We start from the raw sequence: 21322 nt of genomic DNA on the forward strand, positions 1-21322 counted from the left end.
CACGCCTGACGCCACCACCGCCCCAATCGACGGTGACCATGGGTGCCCGCCCCCCTGGCCACCGAGTGAGGACCGCCCCGCTCTTGGCACGCATCCGCACCATCAAGCCCGAAGCCTTCGTCTCCGAATCCCTGGCCGCGGTCACCCTGACCGCCGAGCGCACCTTCTTCGGCCTCCTCACCCAGGCCGACGACCAGGGCCGCCACCGCGACCACGCCGCGATCACCGCCGGACAGCTTTGGGTCCTGCGCCCCGAACACACCCCCGCCGACGTCGAGAAGGACCTCGCCCAGCTCGCCGACGCCGGCCTCATCTGCCGCTACACCGGCCCGGACGACAAGCGCTACCTGCACGTCGTCACCTGGCACCAGCACCAGAAGATCAACCGGCCGAGCAAGAGCCGGCTCCCCGCATGCCCCCACCACGACGCCGTCGGTGGCACCGCACGAGCTGGTCTCACCGAGGCCGCACCGCTGCCTCACGGAACAGTCCGTGAGGGCTCCCGCCAACGGCAGGAGACGGCAGTGAATATCGGAGACGTCAGCGAAATCGCAGGTGAGGACGGTTTCACGGAGCCTTCCGTGACGGCGCACGACAGGCTCACGGAGCCGTCCGTGAGTCCTCAGGGTACGGATCTAGGACCTAGGATCATGGATCTAGGAAGTACCCCTTCGGGGGGCGCAAGCGCCCCCGCGCCCGACACCATCTCGGCCAAGCACCTCATCGCCGAGTACGCCGCCGCTTGCACACACCGTCCGCCCAAGGACGTCCTGGGCCATCTCGCTCGCGAGGTGCGCAAGCTGCTCGACGAGGGCATCAACCCCGCACACATCCGGGCCGGCCTCGAACGGCACCGTGCCAAGGGTCTGCACCCCAGCACCCTGCCGAGCGTCGTGCACGAGGTCATGAACGCCGACCCCGCCGGGACAGTTGTCCACAGGGCGTAGACAAACCCCGCCGATGTCGCCGCCTATGGAGAGCAGCTCTGACCGCCACCCTCACCCGCGAACCCCAGCAAGTCGGCCCCATCGCCGCTCGCCTCAACGGCATCCTGGCCAGGCGTGGCATCGACCCCGCCGCAGCGGCTGCCGGGGAATCCCCGGCCGAGCCGGTCACCGCTCTGGAGCTGGCCGACGCCCGTATCCCCGCCCGCTACCGCCGCGCCCTGGCCGGCCATCCGCAGATCACCGCCTGGGCCGACGAAATCACCCGCGCCGGTCGCCCCGGCCCCGGCGGACCGGGCATCGCCGAAGGCCCGTCGCTGCTGATCGCCGGCCCCACGGGCACGGGCAAGACGTACCAGGCGTACGGCGCCATCCGCACGCTCCTCGCCCGCGGGGTCCGCCTGCGCTGGGAAGCCACCACCACCGCGGACCTCCGCGCCCGCCTGCGCCCCCGCGCCGGCCACGACACCGAACGCGATCTGAAGACCCTGGCACGCAGCCCGCTGCTGCTCCTGGACGACCTCGGCGCGGCCAAGACCAGCGAGTGGACCGAGGAGCTGACCTACCGGCTCGTCAATCACCGGTACGAGCTCATGCTCCCCACCCTCATGACCACCAACCTTCCGATGGAGCAGCTGCGCGTCACCCTCGGTGACCGCGTCGCCTCCCGCCTCGCCGAGATGACCGAACGCGTCATCCTCGACGGCCCCAACCGAAGGCGTCACCGCCCCACCTGACCCGGCGGCAGGCCGCCGATCACGGGGACGGACCTCCCGAGCTTCGTCCGGAAACCGGAGTGGCCTCGGGACCGAACGCGGGGCCGAAGACCGACTCCGGGGACCGGGGACCAGGCGCGGGGACCGGCCCCCAACGTGCGGGGACCATCCGGGGACCAACGCAGCGACAACCCGTTGGGGACCGAGGTCCGACTCGGGGACCGAGCCTGGGGGCCGGGGACCGGTCCCCCACGCAGTCATCGAACGCGGGGACCGGTCCCGGCGAAGCAGCAGGTCACGCGGCCGAACCTCCCGAGCCCGGAAACCCTCCGCAAGATCACTGAAGCATTCTCCCAGTACCGCCCCGAAGCCGAGCGCACTGTCGAGTACGCGGCCCTCGAAGTGATCCGGGAGTTCCTCGACAGCTTCCAGGACCCACCGCAAAGGCGCATGGTCTACGAGGTCCTCGCCGCCGGCATGCGTCACGCGCAGCGCCCCGATCACGCGGCGAAAGCAGAAGCCCTGGTCAATGGGCATCCAGGCCCATCTGCTCCGGAGAACGGCTCATGAGCGGACCGGGGTCGGTCTCAGCTGACGACCGTGGCAGCTGCCAATGAGCACGGCCATCTGGCGCTGGGTCCTCTCGCCGAGGACCAGTTGGCACGCCTGGCGTCTGGTCCGGGCCAGTCGGCGGACCGTCTCCTTCGACACTGCTTGGCGGCACAGCCGCATTCGTCTCCATCCCGACGAAGTGGCTTACCGGCGGCACGGCCACCTTCCTGACGGCACGAGGGAGGGGTGAAACAACGCAGTACCCGATGTCAGTACCTCGTGCGAAGCTCGTGGGATGGACGAGTGGGATCTGGAAAACGCTGATCCGAGCCAGCAGGTAGGGGCACGGCACCACACGGTGCCCGCCTTCTACCTTCGCAGGTTCGCCAACTCCCAGAATCAACTGTGGGTTCGCGACCGCCGCTCCTCCGTGCCCGGGCTTCGCAAGGAGAGCGACCTGGCCATCAGGGACTTCTACACATTCCAGAACATCCACGGTGAGCCGGACGGGCGCATGGATTCGGTGCTGCAGAAGGTCGAGGGCAGCGCGGCGAGCGCGCTGCGCCGCGTGACCTCGGCCGTGACGTGGGGACGACCGATCTCACCCAAGGACAAGACGGACCTCTGCGTCTTCGTGGCCTTCCAATACGTCCGCGGGCTCCGCAAGCGCCGCGAGATCGAGCTCATGTCGGACTTCTACGTCCGCATTATGCAGCTGAATGCCCCCGTCGGTGCTGGGCGCCGAGAGGTCGGCGCCTACCGGGACATACTCCGCGACTTCAGGACGCTCGAAGTCACCAGCCACCCCAACGAGCATGTGAGCCTTATGGGCAAGCTGGCCGAGCCTCTTTCCGAGCACCTGCTCAACAGACCGCTGACCGTGATCGAACTAACCGATGGTGCGCTACTCACCTGCGACGAGCCGATCGTCACTTTCGACGATGAAGAGGACAAACCTGACCCCGTGATCCCGCAGGCGCGCCGACGGACCCGGAGTCGTCGGCGCCAGGGACAGCGAAAGATCCGGCAGACCAGGACTCTCATCCAGGTCCAGAGCACCCGGAACCGAGGGCTGGCCAGAGTCGATGAGATCGTCATGCCTGTGGGCCGACGGACCCTACTGGTCTTCAGTCACCCTGCCGCCGCCAGGCCCTCACACCTCCGGATCACCCCGGAAGAGAGCCACGAAGCAGCGGATGAGGTCAACAAGCGCATGCTGGCCCAGGCGTACTTCATGGCCTTCGCGCACCCTAATGACAGACTTCTCCTCGCGGATCCTCTCCCCGAAGTCGGCCCGCTCTATCGCCTCGGCGGTGTCCACCCTGAGCAAGCCCGCATCGCGGGAGTCGCTCCGAGCCACCTCCGCCCCGAGTTGTTCGGCCGCCGCTGATCCCGTCTCCATGTGCTCCCGCAACGGCAGCCTCCCGGCGAGCGCTCGCTTGCAGGGCTCGGCCGCTCATCAGATGCCAAGAGAGGCCCTCTACACCTCGAACCCGACGGCGTGCCCATTGCGTGCCCATAAAACCGGTAACCCACGGTTAATAACGGAGCGATCCTGCCCTCCCGGGATCCACACCAGAGCATGTATGCCCAGGTCAGGAGCTATCCGGCTCAATGAGCGCCGTCGCTTCCCAAGCTGAGAGCGCGAGTTCGATTCTCGTCACCCGCTCTACGAAGAAAGCCCAGGTCAGAGACCTGGGCTCTGCTGTTTGTGCACAGTGATCAGTCGCCGCGTGCCAGATCCGTGCCCGAAGGCTCCACACCCCGATCGACCAGCTCGACGCCGATGGCGACATACTCGCCCAGGACCTCGCCCCACCCCTCACCTGGGCCCATCCGCGAGCCCGGCCCCCAAACCCTCGCAACACAGGTGCCTCGCCCCGTCAAGACAGCGCCCGGAAGGAAGAGAGCAGGCACGAGATGCGCTGGACCGTCCACGGCGAACACCCCCTCTACGACACCCCCTGGGTGCGGCTGCGTTCCCTGGACGTGGAGCAGCCGGACGGCACGCGCACCGACTACCACGTCGTGCGGCTGCGGGACCTCGCCGTGGCCGCGGCGGTGGACGAGCACGAGCGTGTGCTGATGATGTGGCGCCACCGCTTCGTCACCGACACCTGGGCCTGGGAGCTGCCCATGGGTCTGGTCGAGGACGGCGAGACACCCGCGGAGGCGGCCGCCCGGGAACTGGAGGAGGAGACGGGCTGGCGCCCGCAGGTCATGCGGGAACTGATCCACGCCCAGCCGGCCGCGGGCATCACCGACTCCCGTCACTTCGTCTTCCGCGCGGACGGCGCGCGCCACGTGTCGCACCCCACGGAACGCAACGAGGCCGACCGCCTGGAGTGGATCCCACTGAGCAGCATCCGCGGCATGATCAGCCGACGGGAGATCGTCAGCAGCGCCTCCCTCGTGGGCGTGATGGCGCTCCTGCTGGACCTGGGGTCCTGACCTTCTCCACCGCTCGCACCCTGGTCCGGGCCCCATCGCCGGCCCACCGGCCAAGCCGGGAAACCAGCTCGGGAACCGGCTCGGGAACCGGGCCGAGAACCGGGCCGGAAACCGGCCCGTGAACCGGTACGGAATCACCGGTACCCCGTTATCCTCCGGCCCATGGCCCTGCGACCGGAGGAGTTCCACGACCACGCCCGCGCGGCCGCCGACGACGAACTCCGGCTTCCCCTGACGCGGTTGACGAGATGGGACATCAGCCCGTTCGAGCGTGAAGGACTCAGGACCGTGCCGTTGCGTCCGCCGGTGCTGCCCGAACCGCACCGGCACGGCGAGGACCCCGCACAGTGCGGCATCTGCCGCGCCCGGGACGAGGGCATCTGGTTCGACGACCACTGGAGACTGGCCCGGGTCAGCGGCGTCGGTGTGCCTCTGGTCCTGGTCCTGTTCTCCCTCGACCACTACGACCTGGCCGACCTGCCGGACGAGTTGGCCGCCGAACTCGGCGTGCTCACCGCACACATCGTCCGCCACGTGCAAGCACGGCCGCACATCTCCCGAGCCCACGTCTACCGGACCGGGGACGGAGCCGCCCACCTGCACCTGTGGTTCTACGCCCGTCCCGAGGGCCAGCCCCAGCTGCGCGGCTCGTGGCTGCCCGTCTGGGACGACCTGCTGCCGGAGTACCCGGACGACGTGGCCGCCACCGACGCGGCAGCGGTCGCCGACGCCCTGGTCGCGTCGTACGGAGGCGGGCGGGCAGCCACCGACGAACGGACGGACGGCTGAACCGTTCACGCCCCAGCGGGGCTCACCGTCCCCCACGGGCATGACGCTCGGCTGCTCACCCCCCTGCACCCGATCGATCGGGCCCCACGGGCGCGCCCGGATCGGTGACATGCACGTCAGGTCACCGGCTTTCGCGGGCACGGTGGGGTCGGGCTGGCCGTCGCCGGGCGCTGCGCAGGCCCCAGCGCGAGCCACACCTTCCGGTCAGAGCTGCGAGCCGCCCGTGGCGTCGATGACCTGCCCTGTGACCCAGCGGGCGTCGTCCGAGGCCAGGAAGGCGATGACATCGGCCACGTCCTCGGGGCGGCCGACCCGGCCGAGGGCCGAGAGCTGTGCGGCGGACTGCTCGGCGGCCTCGTTGCCTTTGAGCCAGGAGGCGTTCAGATCGGTGTCGATGATGCCGGGCGCCACCGAGTTGACGGTGATGCCGCGATCGCCCATGGCCTTGGCGAGCGTCCGGGTGAAGGTGTCGATGGCGCCCTTGGTCATGCCGTAGGCGATGATGTCGGTCAGCGCGATGCGTGTCGCCCCGGACGAGACGTTGATGATCCGGCCGCCGTTCCGGAGCCGCTTGAGCCCCTGCTGCACCAGGAAGAACGGCGCTCGGACGTTGACGGCGAACACCTCGTCGAAGACCGCCGGCGTGGTCTCCTCGATGTGGCCGCGGGGCGTGATGCCGGCGTTGTTCACCAGGATGTCGAGGCCGGCGCGGTCGCAGTGTTCCAGGACCTGGCGGTCGAACTCGGCCCACAGGGTCTCCACGTCACCGTCCTGGCCCAATTCGGCGTGTACGGCGAACGCCGTGCCGCCTGCCGCACGGATCGCGCCCACCGCCTCCTCGGCGGCACCGGCGTTGCGTCCGTAGTGCACGGCCACGACAGCACCTTCCCTGCCGAGCCGTTCCGCGGTCGCTCGACCGATGCCGCGGCTGCCGCCCGTCACCAGAGCCGTCTTGCCCGCGAGTGTTCCCATGATCGAGTCCCCCCTCCGCATCTGTTTCTGTCACCATGGCAGGGGCGAAGCGGGGACGACCCGGAAGTTTCGATCGCGAGGCGGCCCTCGCGCAGGCCACGCGACTGTTCTGGGAGCACGGCTACGAGGGCACGTCCATCGCCGACCTGACCCGGGCCATGGGCATCTCGCCCCCAGCCTGTACGCCGCCTTCGGTGACGAGCGAGCACTGTTCGCCGAGGTCGTCGACCGCTACGGAGGTACCTTCGGCGCCTTCATGGGCAGGGCGCTGGAGGAGGAGAGCGACGTCCGCACCGGGTTCCACCGGATGCTGCGCGAGGCGGCGGCGTCGTACACCGACCCACGGCATCCGGCCGGCTGCCTGGACATCACGGCAGCGACGAACTGCTCGGCGCAGACGGTGGACATCGAGCGCGACCTGCGGGAGCGCAGGAGGGCGAACGTCCGTCTCTTCGAGGAACGACTGACCCGGGCCGCGAAGGCCGGAGAACTGCCCGACGGCGTCCCACCACGCGCCCTGGCCGTCTACTTCGTGGCTGTCGTCCAGGGCATGTCCCACCAGGCGCGGGACGGCGCGAGCACAGCGGATCTGGAGCAGGTGGCCGAACTGGCCATGGCGGCATGGCCGGAAGGGTCGGCAGGACGGGGCGCGTGAGTGCGGTCGCGCCCGACCTCGCGTGATCGGATGCGCGCCAAAGACCTGCCGTCGGGATGCATGCCTGCTGGGATCTCTCCATGAGCAACGAAGACGTCAAGCAGATCGGCATCCTGCTCTTCCCCGACGTCGAAGAACTGGATGCCGTCGGCCCGTGGGAAGTCCTGTCGTACTGGACGCGCACCTTTCCCGAGGACGGCTGGCGGGTGTTCTGCTTCTCCGCCGACGGCAAGCCCGTGACGTGCGCGAAGGGGCTCACGGTCGAGGCGCACCACGCGATGGCCGACATGCCCGCGCTGGATGTGCTGCTGCACCCCGGCGGCCGTGGAACCCGGCCCCAGCTCGACGACAGCCGGCACCTGGCGTGGGTCCGCTCCCAGCGCCGGTCCGTTCCGCTCATGACGAGCGTGTGCACCGGGTCGCTGGTCTACGCGGCGGCCGGTCTGCTGTCCGGGCGTCCGGCGACGACGCACCGGGCCTCGCTGGACCGGCTCAAGGAACTCGACCCGACGATCGACGTCCGGGCGGACGAACGGTTCGTCGACGACGGCGACATGGTCACCTGCGCGGGGATCTCGGCCGGTATCGACATGGCCCTTCACCTGGTGTCCCGACTGGGCTCGGTGGAGCGTGCACGGCAGGTCCGACGGGGTATGCAGTACGGCCCGCAGCCACCGGTGTGAGCTGAACGGCTCGACACGCCCGGTCGCACGCCCGACCTTTGCCCCCGGTGCTGCTGTCGGGCTTCAGGGTCATCGGGCTGCGCTACCTGATCTGCCTGGGGGTCTCGATCGTCCGGGACACGTCCGACATGGGGTGAGCATGGAACGGGCACGTCAGACGTACCGACGTATCGCCTGGCGCGCGATGCTCGTCAACCCGGCCCACCCCGAGGTGATCCTCTTCTAGGTGGCCTTTCCCTTCTGCCGCGATTCACCTCGGCCTCCGGCCGGCCCGTGCCGGCCCAGCTCCTCACGCCGGGCGCGCTGTTCGTGGCCATCGCATGCGCCGCCGAGACGAGTGTCGGGCTGGTCAGCGGGGCCTCCCTCCACGGGCCTTCCCTCCACGTCGTCCTCGACGCACCGCCTGCCATCGGCGAACGCCTCCTGACCGCCATCGCATCCGTCACCAGGCGTCGGCCCCCGACACAAGGGTGTCGGCCAGGTGGTTCCGGTGGTCTCGTCGTCGGACGCGCCGGCTGGCCTCGTGGGGGTGCACCGGTTCATCAGGCGGTCGGAGCGGTCACCGTCGCCGGGCATCCGCAGGTCGGCGCGCAGGCCCCGGCGGACGCAGCCGACCGTCTCACCTCGGTGTTCACAGCCGCAATGCTTGCCTTTGCCAAGTCTTTGCCCGCACACCCCCGGTTTGCTTGTCTTCGGCAACCAAGTTTCCTGTATGGTTGCCTCAAGCAACGACTACGGGAGGTGCGATGGCCGGGCAGGCGCAGTACGAAGAGCTGGCGCGCCAGCTCAGTGCCGTCGGAGCCGTGAAGAGAGACCTGGGGCGGATCCTGCCGGCCGATTGCCCGGCCGGCTCGGCGGCCGTCCTGGCGACCCTCGGCCGACACGGCGACATGCGCATGAGCAAGCTCGCCGAAATACTCGCCGTGGACATGTCAGTCACCAGCCGGCATGTCGCCCACGCCGCCTCGCGCGGATGGATCGACCGGCTGCCGGACCCCGCGGACAAGCGCTCACGCATCCTTCATCTGACCCCCGCCGGCCTCGACCGGCTCGGTGATCTGTCCCGGCGCACCACCCGCCTGCTCGCCGAACGGCTCAGCGACTGGAGCGACGACGAGGTCGGCCAGCTCATCCATCTGATGACGCGGCTGCGCGACAGTTTCGGCGACTGCCGGTCGCAGACGGCCCGGGCCTGCGCCACGACGGCCGGTGCCGAGACCGGATCCGCCTGCGCTGCCGCTCCCGTAGCCGAAGAGACCACCCGTACACCCGCAGACATTCGTAAGTAAAGGAAGCCCATGGCAACGACCACACCAGCCGGTGTGCGGGCTCACGCCAAGAACGGGGACAGCGCCCCGGGCGGTGCTCCCATGTCGCACCGGCAGATCATGGAGGCGCTCTCCGGGCTGCTGCTCGGCATGTTCGTGGCGATCCTGTCGTCCACGATCGTCTCCAATGCCCTGCCGAGGATCATCGGTGACCTGGGAGGCGGCCAGTCCGCCTACACCTGGGTGGTCACCGCCGCCCTGTTGTCGATGACCGCGGCCACTCCCCTGTGGGGCAAGCTCGCCGACCTGTACAGCAAGAAGGTACTGGTCCAGATAGCCCTGATCGTCTTCGTCCTCGCGTCGATGACGGCGGGTCTGTCGCAGAACCCCGGCATGCTCATCGCCTGCCGTGTGGTCCAGGGCATCGGCGCCGGTGGTCTGACCGCTCTGGCTCAGATCATCATGGCCGCGATGATCTCCCCGCGTGAGCGTGGCCGGTACTCCGGTTACCTCGGCGCGACGTTCGCGGTCGCGACCGTGGGCGGCCCGCTGCTCGGTGGTGTCATCACCGACACCAGCTGGCTGGGCTGGCGCTGGTGCTTCTACGTCGGCGTGCCCTTCGCGGTGATCGCGCTGATCGTGCTGCAGAAGACCCTGCACCTGCCGGTCACCAAGCGGAAGGTCAAGGTCGACTGGCTCGGCGCGTTCCTGATCTCGGCGGCCGTCTGCCTGCTGCTGATCTGGGTGACCTTCGCCGGTGACAAGTACGACTGGCTGTCGTGGCAGACCTACACGATGGTCGCCGGCTCCATCGTCCTGGCCCTGCTGTTCGTGCTGGCGGAGGCCAAGGCCTCCGAGCCGATCATCCCGCTGCGGCTGTTCCGCAACCGCACCATCTCGCTGGCGTCGCTGGCCTCGCTGTTCGTCGGTATCGCCATGTTCAGCGGCACCGTCTTCTTCAGCCAGTACTTCCAGCTGGCCCGCGAGAAGTCCCCGACCATGTCGGGTGTCATGACGATTCCGATGATCGCCGGCCTGTTCATCTCCTCCACGGTCTCCGGCCTGATCATCACCCGTACCGGCCGCTGGAAGGCGTGGCTGGTCAGCGGTGGTCTGCTGGTCGTGGCCGGCCTCGGCCTCCTGGGCACCCTCCGGTACGACACGGACTACTGGAAGATCGCCGTCTACATGGCCGTGCTGGGTCTCGGCATCGGCATGATGATGCAGAACCTGGTGCTCTGCACGCAGAACCAGGTGGACCCGAAGGACCTCGGTGCCGCCAGCTCCACGGTCACCTTCTTCCGCTCCCTGGGCGGTGCGGTCGGCGTCTCCGCGCTGGGCGCGGTCATGGCCAACCGGATCACCCACTACGTCAAGGACGGTCTGGCGGACCTCGGCCCGCAGTACGCGCAGCTCGCCTCCGGTTCCGACGCCGGCACCAGCAGCCTGCCGGACCTGAGCGCCATGCCCGAGCCGCTGCGCGTGGTCATGAAGAGCGCCTACGGGCACGGCATCGCCGACATCTTCCTGATCGCTTCCGCGCTGGCCGCGGTCGCCTTCCTCATCACGCTGTTCATCAAGGAGGTTCCGCTGCGTACGCAGGGTGCGCTGGCTCAGGCAGCCAACGGTGAGTCCGCCCCGGCGGACACGGCTGCGGCCCCGGCCGTCGCCGAGACCCGGGAGCAGGTCGCGGTCTCCGAGACCACGGCCGCCGCACCCGCCGGGCAGGAGCAGCAGGTCGAGCAGCGTCTGGCTGCGGTGGCGACGCTGGAGCACGACGCTCCCGTGCAGAACAGCAGTGGTGGCGGTGTCCCGGTGCGCGGCCACATCCGCGGTGCCGAGGACGCTCCCGTCCCGCACGCCGCGGTCACCCTGATCTCCCTGGCCGGACGCCAGCTGGGCCGCTCCATCGCCCAGGCCGACGGCTCCTACACCCTCGACGCCCCCGGCGCCGGCTCCTACGTACTGATCGCCTCCGCCGACGGCTACCAGCCCCAGGCCTCCACCATCGCCGTCAACACCGACCCCGTCACCTACGACATCCTCCTCAGCGGCACCAGCGGCCTGACCGGCACCGTCCGCACCACCGACGGCAACCACCCCGTCAAGGACGCCATGGTCATCGTCACCGACGTCCGCGGCGACCTCATGGCCACCGGCACCACCAACGACACCGGCGAATTCACCTTCACCGAACTCGTCCCCGGCCCCGTCACCGTCGCCGTCAACGCCGCAGGCCACCGCCCCCGCGCCCTGCCCGTCGAGATCACCGGCACCGGCATCACCCGCATCGACGTCACCCTCGACGCCGGCGCCACCCTCCAAGGCACCGTCACCGCCCCCCACGGCCCCCTCGCCGACGCCCGCGTCACCCTCGTCGACGCCGCCGGCAACGTCGTCGCCACCGCCACCACCGGCCCCGACGGCGCCTACGCCTTCACCGACCTCGACAACGGCGAATACACCGTCATCGCCACCGGCTACCCGCCCGTCGCCACCGCCCTGACCATCACCGGCCACGGCATCGACGACCACACCATCGAACTCGCCCACCCCACCGAATAACCACACCAACAACCGAAAAAGACACCAACAACCGAAAAAGACAGCAACAACAAAAAGAGGGGGGCCGGCCACAGCCGGCCCCCCACCCCGGGGGCACCACCCCGGGACACACTCCAGACTTCTCCGGTCACCCGCGCCCGGCCACCACAGGCACCCGCCCGTGACGCCGCAGCCACGACCGGCACCACACACTCAAGGTCACCCGACCGGCCACCACCACCGGAACCGGTCACCACCGGCGACCACCCCGGTCACCCGACCGGCCTCACATCACCATCCCGGCCTCGACCGGACACCAGCCACCACCGGCCGCGACGGACCGCACACCCACCCGGCCACCGGCCGCCACTGGCCGCGCTCCGCACCTGCCCGGTCCTGGCCGCATCACCCACACCGCAAGGCCCGCAAGGAGACACACACCGATGGCACTGACCGCGAAAATCCGCACCCGCGACGGATGGGCCATCCCACACGCGGTCGTCACCGTCACCGACACCACCGGCACCCAGATCCTGCGCACCCAAGCCGACCAGAACGGCACCATCCACGACACCACCCCCCTCACCCCCGGCCCCTACACCGTCATCATCACCGCCGTCGGCTACACCCCCACCGCCGCCACCGCCCTCGTCACCGCCAGCGGCCACGCCCACCTCGGCACCCACACCCTCACCCGCCAAGGCGGCACCGAACTCCCACCCCCCGGACCCTGGACCATCGACCCCGCCCACTCCACCATCGCCGCCACCGCCCACCACCTCGGCATCAGCAGCATCCACGGCCGCTTCACCGACTTCACCGGCACCATCCACATCAACCCCGACGACATCAACCAAAGCCACGTCACCGCCACCATCAACACCAACAGCATCAACACCGGCAACACCCTCCGCGACCAACACCTCACCAGCCCCGACTTCCTCGACACCGAAAACCACCCCCACATCACCTACACCTCCACCCACCTCACCCCCACCGGCCCCGACCACTACACCTGCCACGGCACCCTCACCCTCCACGGCCACACCCGCCCCATCGACCTCGACCTCACCTACCTCGGCACCGGCCCCGACCCCTGGGGCGGCACCCGCGCCGCCTTCCGCGCCACCACCGAACTCCACCGCGACGACTTCGCCATGAACTACAACCAGATCCTCCAAGCCGGCATCGCCGCCATCGGCACCACACTCAAAATCGAACTCGACATCCAAGCCGTCCAAGGCACCACCCTCCCCACCACCTGAGCCGATCGGGACCCATCCGGGTCCCACCCACAGCGGGCCCACCGCAGGGGTCGTCACCACGGTTCACCAGCGGTTCACCAGGGAGCGGCCAGGCAGGCCGGAACAGCCGACGCGGCCGGTGCGAGTCGGCGACGGCCGACGGGGAGAAGCCGACCGGCAGGGGAGGTCGGAAGAAGCCGGGGGGAGCCAGAGGAAACCGGGGAGCCAAAGGAAATCGGGGGAGCAGGAGGAAAGAGGAGAAGCGGATACCGCTCCGCGGAGTCGCACATGCGAGGGCTGCTCGCCGAAAATCTTGCTCATGCGACGAGAAGCTGAGCTTCCTCCTCGCAGATGCGGACGTATCATCGGCACCGGCCGCTGTGCGGCCGGTTCGCCGGCAGGAGTGCCGGGGCCTCGACGCGTCCGTGCGGGGCGGATGAGTCCGTGCGGTCCGGGGTGTCCGTACCGGACCGGCCCGTCCGCCCGGGACCTTGAGGGAGTGGATCCGTGATGAGCCGTTCCGCCCGGTCTTCCCGCCGGATGCTCCGGGCCGCCGGTGCCGGTGCCGCCGCGCTGCTGGCCCTCAGCGCCTGTTCCTCGTCCGGTTCGGACTCGTCACCGCGGTCCTCGCAGGGCTCCTCCGCGTCGTCCGGTGCCTCGGGTGCGGTGTCCGGTGAGGTCACCGTCTTCGCCGCGGCCTCGCTGAAGGACGGCTTCACGGCGCTGGGCAAGGAGTTCGAGAAGGAGCACCCCGGCGCCAAGGTCACCTTCAGCTTCGGCGGCAGCGACAGTCTCGCGGCCGGCATCATCGGCGGTGCCCCGGCCGATGTGTTCGCCTCCGCCAGCTGGCAGACGATGAGGACCGTCACGGATCGCGGCGAGGCGGCCGGCACTCCCGTCACCTTCGTGCGCAACCGGCTGGAGATCGCCACCCTGCCCGGCAACCCGGACCACCTGTCCTCCCTGAAGGACCTCGCCACGTCCGGCCTGAAGGTGGTGTTGTGCGCGCGGACGGTGCCGTGCGGGGCCGCCGCGCAGCAGGCACTGGACGCCGGCGGTGTCCGGGTCACCCCCGTCTCCTACGAGCAGGACGTGAAGTCCGCCCTGAACAAGGTGGTGCTCAAGGAGGCCGACGCCGCGCTGGTGTACCGGACCGATGTGCAGGCCGCCGGTGGCACAGTGGAGGGCGTGGACTTCCCCGAATCGGCCAAGGCCGTCAACGATTACCCGATCGTCCGGCTGAAGCACGCGAAGAACGCCGCGACCGCCGACGCGTTCATCGCGCTGGTCCGCTCCGCCGAGGGCCGGAAGGTGCTCGGCGAGGCCGGGTTCCTCACGCCGTGACGCCGCCCGGCGAGGCCGGGACGGTGCGCCGCCCCGGCACAGGCCGTCCGAGGCGCCGCACGCGCGGCGGCGCGCCGCTGCCCCTGCTGCTGCCCGCGCTGATCGGCCTGGCGTTCCTGGTCCTGCCGCTGGTCGCCCTGCTGGTGCGGGCGCCCTGGCGGAGCATGCCCGGCCTGCTGACCAGCAGCGCGGTGTGGCAGGCGCTGCGGCTGTCCCTGGTGTGCGCGACGGCGGCGACCGCGGTCAGCCTGGTGATCGGGGTGCCGCTGGCCTGGCTGCTGGCCCGCACGGAGTTCCCCGGGCGCCGTCTGGTGCGTGCGCTGGTGACCCTGCCGCTCGTGCTGCCGCCCGTGGTCGGCGGTGTGGCCCTGCTCATGGCGCTGGGGCGCAACGGCGTCGCCGGGCGGTGGCTGGACGCCTGGTTCGGCATCACGCTGCCGTTCACCACCACCGGGGTCGTGCTGGCCGAGGCGTTCGTGGCGCTGCCGTTCCTCGTGATCACCGTCGAGGGCACGCTGCGCGCCGCCGACCCCCGCTACGAGGAGGCGGCCACCACGCTGGGGGCGTCCCGGTTCACCGCGTTCCGCCGGGTGACGCTGCCGCTCGTGGCGCCCGGCATCGCCGCCGGTGCGGTGCTGGCGTGGGCGCGAGCGCTCGGCGAGTTCGGTGCGACGATCACCTTCGCCGGCAATTTCCCCGGCCGTACCCAGACCATGCCGCTGGCCGTCTACCTGGCGTTGCAGAACGACCCTGAGGCGGCCATCGCTCTCAGTCTGGTCCTGCTGGCCGTGTCGGTCGCGGTGCTCGCCGGGCTGCGGGACCGCTGGATGGGCGCCTCGTGACCGGGGACCGTCTCACGACCGGCACCGGAACCGGCACCGGCGGCCCCCGAGGAGCGGACGCCGCCGGGAGCGCCGCCGGGCTGGACGCCCGTCTGGTCGTCGAGCGCGGCTCCTTCCGGCTCGATGTGACGTTGACCGCCGCCCCCGGGGACGTGGTGGCGCTGCTGGGTCCGAACGGCGCCGGCAAGACGACCGCCCTGCGAGCCCTGGCCGGTCTGCTCCCGCTGTCCGGCGGGCATCTGCGGCTGGACGGCGAACGGCTGGACCGTACGCCGCCGGAGGCCCGCCCGGTGGGTGTCGTCTTCCAGGACCATCTGCTCTTCCCGCATCTGTCGGCGCTGGACAACGTGGCGTTCGGGCCGCGCTGCCACGGTGTCCGCAAGGCGGAGGCCCGTGCTCAGGCCGCCGTCTGGCTGGACCGCATGGGCCTGGCCGCGCATGCGGCGGCCAAGCCCCGCAGCCTGTCCGGCGGGCAGGCCCAGCGCGTCGCCCTCGCCCGCGCCCTGGCCACGCACCCCCGGCTGCTGCTGCTCGACGAGCCCCTCGCCGCCCTGGACGCCCGGACCCGGCTCGACATCCGTGCGCAACTGCGCCGTCATCTGGCCGGCTTCGAGGCGGTCGCCGTGCTGGTGACGCACGATCCGCTGGACGCCATGGTGCTGGCGGACCACCTGGTCGTCATCGAGAACGGCCGGATCGTGCAGCAGGGGTCCCCGGCACACGTGGCCCGCCATCCGCGCACCGACTACATCGCCCAGCTGGTCGGCCTCAACCTCTACCGGGGGCGGGCCGACGGGCACACGGTCCACGTGCCGGACGGCCCCTCGATCACCACCAGCGAGGACCTCACCGGTGACGTCTTCGTCGTCTTCCCGCCCGGCGCGGTGACCCTGCACCGGGAACGGCCGCACGCCTCCAGCGCCCGCAACGTCTGGCGCTGCGAGGTGGCCGGCCTGGAGACGCACGGCGACCAGATCCGTGCCGACCTCACCGGTGACCTGCCGCTGGTCGCCGACCTGACCACGGTCGCCGCCGCCGAACTGGACCTCCACCCGGGAGCCGTGGTGTGGGCGACGGTCAAGGCCGCCCAGACGCACGCGTACCGCGCCTGATGCGGCCGGGCACGACCGGGGACGGTTCCATGTCGGCGGCGGTGACGGTGCCGCGTTCCGACGACGGTGACGGGCCGCGTTCCGACGACGGTGACGGGCCCGTTCCGGCGGCAGCGGCGCTCCGTTCCGACGACGGTGACGGTGCCGCCCACACCGGGCGGGTGTCGCGCCGCCCGAACCCTGTCGGCGCACGGGGCCGCGGTGGCAGGATCTCCGTGCCGTCGTGCCGTGCCGAGGAGGGGCCGAGGTGCCGTCCACCGAGCTGATCCACACGTACCGCATCGCCGCGCCGTTGCCCGCGGTCTTCGCGCACCTGTCCGAACCGACGCACTACATCGGCCTGTCGCCGCTCGTCGTCACCGTCCGGGAGGTGCGCCGCAGCGGCCGGACCGTGCACTACACGGCGGTGGAGCGCTTCCGGCTGCTGGGTGTGCTGCGGCACGACAACCTCATCGACGTCACTCTCGTCGCCGTGCCGGACCGGCTCCCCGAGGCGGCCGAGGTGTCCGGTGAGGTCCGCAGCCCGGGCCGGGTCCGCATGAGCTACCGGTTCGCCCTGACCCGGTACGGGGACGGCACCGCCGTCACCGACACCCTGCGCCTGCGCACGCCCTTGGGACTGCTGCGTTTCGCCTCCGCGCAGGCCGCCGCGGTGCAGCGGCACCGCGCTAGCGTCCTGGCGGCGCGGCTGGAGACGTCGTCGTGACCGCCGGCCGGTGATGTCCGCGCCCACGGCCGGGTGACCCGTCCGGCCGCGCCCGCCCCCGCACGGGCACGGCCGGAACCCGCATCGGTCCGGTCCGGTGCCGGAAACCTGCCGGTGTCCGGCACCGGATCGATCCGTAGTGCTCCCCCCTGCGCCATGATGCCCGACCTACTCCTGTCGCCGCATTGCCGGTCTCCGGCAATGTTCACTACGGTTTCCTTGCCGGTGAACAGTCAACAAAGTGTCGCCGCGGCGCACACACCAGGGCGCCCGACGGCGCACGACAGGGGGACGGGTGAGGGAGAGACAGGGCACGGAGCGCTATCTGGACGGGTTCGCCGGCCTTCTGGCCGATGCGGCGGCCACGGGACGGCGTCTGACCCGTCAGGAACTCGAGTCGCGGCGCGCCCTGGGCGAACAGGCCGCCGAGGCCGGGCTCGGGCTGCGTGCCCTGGTCGGTGCGCATCTGGCCGCGGCCCGCACCGTCTGGCCCGCCGAGCCCGGCTCCGCCGACGGTGCGCTGGCCGCGCTCCACCAGGCGGTCGACGCCTTCGCAGAAGGATACGAGCGCGCCCAGCGTCTCGCCGTGCGCCAGGAGGAGGCCGCTCGGCGGGAGTTCATCGACGACCTGCTCTACGGCCGCAGCAATCTGGGCCGGCTCGCCGAACGCGCCGAACGCTTCGGCCTGCGGCTGTCCCGCGCCCACGCCGTCGCCGTCGCCGAGGGACCCACCCCCTACTCCGAGGGGGAGCCCGTGCCCCGCCGGGTGGAGCAGGCGTTGCTGGCCCGCTTCGGCGACCGCGATGTGCTGCTCACCACCAAGGACGGACGGCTGCTGTGCATCGCGCCCGGCCATGAGCGAAGTGTGCTGCCCTCCTTCGCCAAGTACGCCCACGACGCCACCGGCGGCGGCCGCGTCGCCATCGGCCGCCCGCAACCCGGCCCCGGCGGGGTGGTCCAGTCGTACGAAGAGGCCCTCAACGCGTTGGAGATGGCGGAGCGACTCGGCCTGGACGACCCCGTCCTGCGCGCGGAGGACCTGCTCGTCTACCCGGTTCTCGCCCGTGACCGCCAGGCCATGGCCGACCTGGTCCGCAACACCCTGGGCCCGCTCACCGCCGCCCGCGGCGGCGCTCAGCCTCTGCTGGACACCCTGAACGCCTATTTCGACTCCGGCTGCGTGGCCACCGAGGCGGCCCGCCGGCTGTCCCTGAGCGTGCGCGCCCTGACCTACCGCCTGGCCCGTATCCGCCAGCTCACCGGTGCCGACCCCAACGACCCGGCCCACCGCTACCGGCTCCAGACCGCCACCATCGGCGCCCGCCTGCTGGACTGGCCCGCCAAGGAGCTGTGAGCCGCCGTCGGTACGGCGGACGCCGGACAGCAGGCACCCGGCCTCCTCGGCGTACTCCACGCACACGGCCCCTCGGCACGCGCGGCGGCGCACCACACTCGTGCGGCTCACGACGTCACACCGTCAACCCGCCCGAAATGACGCGTACATACCCGCTCGTTACGTTCGTCACAGGTCGGTCGCCCGCGCCGACGTCCGCGCGACAGAGGGAAGTGACATGCGTATCCGTACCGTTGCCGTGGCCGCTGCCGGAGTGAGCGCGGTGGTCGTCACCGCCGCAGGGCTCACCTACGCCTCCGCCGTCGCGGACGCCCCGGCGGCATCGTCGGCCCCGCGGGTGGAGGCCGCCCCCGCCCCGCGTGGGGACCGGCCGCCCGCGCAGCCCGCCGCACCCGCGCAGCCCGCCGCCGACAACGGCGACCGCAACGGACACAGCACCTCGAACCAGTACGGGACGGACGACGGAAACGGCGGCGGGGGCGAGCGCGGCGGACACGACCGCGGCAGGAGCAACGACCATGACCGCGACGGCGGTGACCACGGCCGTGACGGAGACGGGCGCGGCCACGGCGGCCACCGCGACCACGACGAGGGGAAGATCTACTTCAACGAGCGCGTGTACGCGGCGTCGTCCACCGGCTGTGTCACCGCGGCCGGCGGACTGGGCTCCACCAGTTTCAGCGTGTTCAACGACAGCAAGCGGACCATCGAGGTGTACCGCGGTTTCACCTGCGACAACGGCGCTCCGGTCGCCACCGTCGGCCCGCACGGCGCCACCCACGGTGTGGTGACGGACACCTTCCACGACGGCCTGTTCGACGGCCTGGGCCACGGCATGCTCTTCGGCGACGACGGCGTCGTCGGCAGCTTCCGGGTGCTCGACGACGACGAGACGTGGTGACGAGAAGTGGTGACGGCGCCCACTGTCGCGGGTGCGCCGGCGTGCGGCCGGTGACCGGTGTGGCCGACGCCTCGGCCGGGCAAGGACAACCCTTGCCCGGCTGCTAACGTCTGCCCATCTGCAGACGTCGTTCGCGGGACAATCGGACGGTACAGACGACGCTACAACCCGACTGCAGCACGACGTCCCGAGCGCTGCCCGTAGCGCCCCCGCACCTGAGAACTGGCCGGAGACCCACTTCGATGACGACTTCCATCACCACCGCGCAGGGGATCGACGGCGCGGCCATCGACGGCGGCCTCTACACCGACGTCACCGACTTCGCGCGCGACACGCACTGGCTGAACGGGCCCGTGCTGGCGTACACCTCCGTCGGCATGGGCGTGTTCGTGGTGTTCCTGCTCATCGCCTGGTGGCGGGCCCGTCGGGAGGGGAGCGCGGTGATGGCCGGAGTGCTGGCCACGCCGTTCGCCGTCGTCATCGCCTACCTCGCCAACACCGGGATCAAGGACGTCTTCCAGGAGCCGCGGCCCTGCCGGGCGCTGCCGCACGCCTACCTCGTCGAGGCCTGCCCGCCGCCGGACGACTACGCCTTCCCCAGCAACCACACCACGGTCGCGTTCGCCTTCACCGTGGCGCTGGCGCTCACCTACCGGTGGCTGGGCGGGATCGCGCTGCTGGCGGCCGTCACGATGGGCGCCTCCCGGGTGTACGTCGGTGCCCACTACCCGCACGACGTCGCGGTGGGTGCCGTGGTCGGCTCGCTCGTCGCGCTGATCCTGGTCCTGGCGGCCCGCTGGCTGTGCGGTCCGCTGGTCACCCGGCTGCGGCAGGGCGTCCTGCGCCCGCTGCTCGTCGCCTGAGGGCACTCGCCCCACGAGGCATTCCCCTTCTTCGGAACGGTTTCTCCGGGACGGTCCCGTCCCGATCCGACACGGCCGGTGCGCGCACACCGTTCGGCCCCGGGTGATCCCGCCCGGGCGGGAGCGCGTCACCGGCCGGTTCCGTCCGGTGCTCCGTCCGGAGTTCGGTCCCGCGCTCCGGCCGGTCGGTGTTCCGTCCGGTCTGTGCTCCGTCGGTCTGTGCTCCGTCGGCCGGTGTTCCGTCCGGTCTGTGTCCCGTCCGGGTGTGGCAACGTCTCCGGCCGGTGCGCGGTCCCTACGGTTGTGCGAACAGGGCAACGGCTGATCTGCGTCGAGGAGCCGAGCGGTGCGGCAGCGGTGGGGCGTGACAGCGCGGTGGGCCGTGACGACGCCGTGGGGCGTCACGGCCCGGTCCGGTGTGACGGCCGGACGGCGACCGGGGGACGCCGGGCGGATGCGCGCCCTCGCGGTGCGGGCCGCGCGATGCGCCGTCCGCGTCCTGCGCGCCGAGTGGCACGGCATCGTGGTGGACCCGGTGCGCCGGCTGCGGCGCCGTGGCCCGTCCGGACTGCTCCTGGCGTTCGTGGCGGCCTTCGGCGTCGTCTTCTTCCATGCGATCGCGCAGCATCCCACCGGGCGGAGGCTGGTCCGGCTCGTCGGCGGTGTGCAGGGCGACCTGCCGCTGTGGCTGGCCCTGCTGCGCACCCCCGTCTCGCTGTACGTGCCCGCGCTGGACCTACCGGTGTGGGGCGGGCTCACCCAGCTGTTCCTGGCCTTCGCACTGGCCGAGCTGACACTCGGCCGGCGCCGCACCCTCTTCCTCGCCTACGCGACCACTCTCGCCGGCACCCTCTCCGCCCGGGTGATGCTCGCGCTGGGGCCCGGCCGGTGGGGGCTGGGGCTGCCGCCGGAGGCCGGGCGCATCCTCGACACCGGGCCGTCCGCCGCCGTGGTGGGGCTGTTCACCTACCTGTCGGTGGTGCGGCGCGCCCCGGTGGTGTTCGTCCTCACCTCGGGGTCGATGGTGGCCGAGTCGGTGCTCAAGCCGAACCTGGCCGGGCGGGAGCATCTGATCGCGGTGGCCACGGCGATCGTCCTGGCCTCGGTCCACGGGCGCGGCCGACTGCTCCGGCCGGGCCGGAAGCGCCGCACGGCGGGGACGGGGCCGCCGCCCCGGACGCAGCGGGCCGCCGGAACCTGTCCGCCTCCCGCACCGCACCAGCCGGACACGCCGGACCCGGCACCCTCCTCCCGTCCCGGATCCGCGACCGGGCCCCGGCACGGCGACGAGGACATGAACCTCGCACCGGAGGAATCCGGACCTACCGGACCCGCCTGAGGGGAATCCGCGCACGACCGTCACAAAGACTGCACACACCCTT

At 71.1% G+C, this 21322-nt stretch carries 18 protein-coding genes and 1 pseudogene; 18 read left to right on the forward strand and 1 reads right to left on the reverse strand.

Translation table 11 applies throughout. The features are described from left to right. The first annotated feature begins 83 nt into the window (after window positions 1-83). The 5 genes from OG899_RS12790 to OG899_RS12810 all read left to right on the forward strand — a co-directional run bounded on the left by OG899_RS12790 (window position 84) and on the right by OG899_RS12810 (window position 5452). Window positions 84-947: a hypothetical protein gene (locus OG899_RS12790; RefSeq protein ID WP_125498392.1), complete on the forward strand. Its 864-nt coding sequence runs from the start codon at window positions 84-86 to the stop codon at window positions 945-947. Window positions 948-985: 38 nt separating this feature from the next. Beyond that, window positions 986-1681: an ATP-binding protein gene (locus OG899_RS12795; protein WP_125498426.1), complete on the forward strand. Its 696-nt coding sequence runs from the start codon at window positions 986-988 to the stop codon at window positions 1679-1681. Between the two features lie 826 nt (window positions 1682-2507). Next, entirely contained in the window at window positions 2508-3602 is a 1095-nt protein-coding gene (locus OG899_RS12800; RefSeq protein WP_125498390.1) for a DUF4238 domain-containing protein, read from the forward strand. 530 nt (window positions 3603-4132) lie between these two features. After that, the gene (locus OG899_RS12805) at window positions 4133-4663 is read left to right on the forward strand and encodes an NUDIX domain-containing protein (protein WP_125498389.1); all 531 of its coding nucleotides are present in this window, start codon (window positions 4133-4135) and stop codon (window positions 4661-4663) included. A gap of 162 nt (window positions 4664-4825) precedes the next feature. Next, a complete protein-coding gene (locus OG899_RS12810; protein ID WP_251506531.1) occupies window positions 4826-5452 on the forward strand; it encodes a hypothetical protein in 627 nt (208 codons plus the stop codon). A gap of 204 nt (window positions 5453-5656) precedes the next feature. On the opposite strand, the gene OG899_RS12815 is transcribed toward OG899_RS12810, so the two are convergent. Next, complete coding sequence (locus OG899_RS12815; protein WP_125498387.1) at window positions 5657-6424, reverse strand: SDR family oxidoreductase; 768 nt, start codon at window positions 6422-6424, stop codon at window positions 5657-5659. 35 nt (window positions 6425-6459) lie between these two features. Here OG899_RS12815 and OG899_RS12820 point away from each other — a divergent pair. The 13 genes and pseudogenes from OG899_RS12820 (at window position 6460) to OG899_RS12880 (ending at window position 21279) form a co-directional block, all read left to right on the forward strand. Next, a pseudogene (locus OG899_RS12820) lies at window positions 6460-7079 on the forward strand (TetR/AcrR family transcriptional regulator). An 80-nt stretch (window positions 7080-7159) separates the two neighbouring features. Then, complete coding sequence (locus tag OG899_RS12825; RefSeq protein WP_251506533.1) at window positions 7160-7762, forward strand: DJ-1/PfpI family protein; 603 nt, start codon at window positions 7160-7162, stop codon at window positions 7760-7762. A 746-nt stretch (window positions 7763-8508) separates the two neighbouring features. Then, entirely contained in the window at window positions 8509-9051 is a 543-nt protein-coding gene (locus OG899_RS12830) for a MarR family winged helix-turn-helix transcriptional regulator (protein ID WP_125500842.1), read from the forward strand. A gap of 9 nt (window positions 9052-9060) precedes the next feature. Beyond that, window positions 9061-11595, forward strand: coding sequence for an MFS transporter (locus tag OG899_RS12835; protein ID WP_406311038.1), 2535 nt, complete (start codon window positions 9061-9063; stop codon window positions 11593-11595). Window positions 11596-12017: 422 nt separating this feature from the next. Then, window positions 12018-12839, forward strand: a complete 822-nt coding sequence (locus OG899_RS12840; protein WP_168132501.1) for a YceI family protein — start codon at window positions 12018-12020, stop codon at window positions 12837-12839. 489 nt (window positions 12840-13328) lie between these two features. Beyond that, window positions 13329-14162 (forward strand): molybdate ABC transporter substrate-binding protein, encoded by an 834-nt coding sequence (modA, locus tag OG899_RS12845; RefSeq protein WP_168132341.1) that lies wholly within the window; start codon window positions 13329-13331, stop codon window positions 14160-14162. Further along, the gene (gene modB, locus OG899_RS12850) at window positions 14159-15004 is read left to right on the forward strand and encodes a molybdate ABC transporter permease subunit (RefSeq protein ID WP_125499652.1); all 846 of its coding nucleotides are present in this window, start codon (window positions 14159-14161) and stop codon (window positions 15002-15004) included. The genes modA and modB overlap by 4 nt, the downstream gene beginning before the upstream one ends. Next, window positions 15001-16116 (forward strand): ABC transporter ATP-binding protein, encoded by a 1116-nt coding sequence (locus OG899_RS12855; RefSeq protein WP_125499653.1) that lies wholly within the window; start codon window positions 15001-15003, stop codon window positions 16114-16116. Before modB ends, OG899_RS12855 begins: the two co-directional genes overlap by 4 nt. A gap of 247 nt (window positions 16117-16363) precedes the next feature. Further along, window positions 16364-16822 (forward strand): SRPBCC family protein, encoded by a 459-nt coding sequence (locus OG899_RS12860; protein WP_125499654.1) that lies wholly within the window; start codon window positions 16364-16366, stop codon window positions 16820-16822. Between the two features lie 295 nt (window positions 16823-17117). Continuing rightward, window positions 17118-18176: a CdaR family transcriptional regulator gene (locus tag OG899_RS12865; protein ID WP_125499656.1), complete on the forward strand. Its 1059-nt coding sequence runs from the start codon at window positions 17118-17120 to the stop codon at window positions 18174-18176. A gap of 217 nt (window positions 18177-18393) precedes the next feature. Next, window positions 18394-19077, forward strand: coding sequence for a hypothetical protein (locus tag OG899_RS12870; RefSeq protein ID WP_406311039.1), 684 nt, complete (start codon window positions 18394-18396; stop codon window positions 19075-19077). Window positions 19078-19319: 242 nt separating this feature from the next. Then, on the forward strand, window positions 19320-19940 hold the full coding sequence (locus OG899_RS12875; RefSeq protein ID WP_125499659.1) for a phosphatase PAP2 family protein: 621 nt from the start codon (window positions 19320-19322) through the stop codon (window positions 19938-19940). 454 nt (window positions 19941-20394) lie between these two features. Beyond that, a complete protein-coding gene (locus tag OG899_RS12880) occupies window positions 20395-21279 on the forward strand; it encodes a hypothetical protein (RefSeq protein WP_189427914.1) in 885 nt (294 codons plus the stop codon). Window positions 21280-21322 lie beyond the last annotated feature (43 nt).

The sequence above is a fragment of the Streptomyces thermoviolaceus genome (assembly GCF_045209695.1).
Lineage (GTDB): Bacteria > Actinomycetota > Actinomycetes > Streptomycetales > Streptomycetaceae > Streptomyces > Streptomyces thermoviolaceus.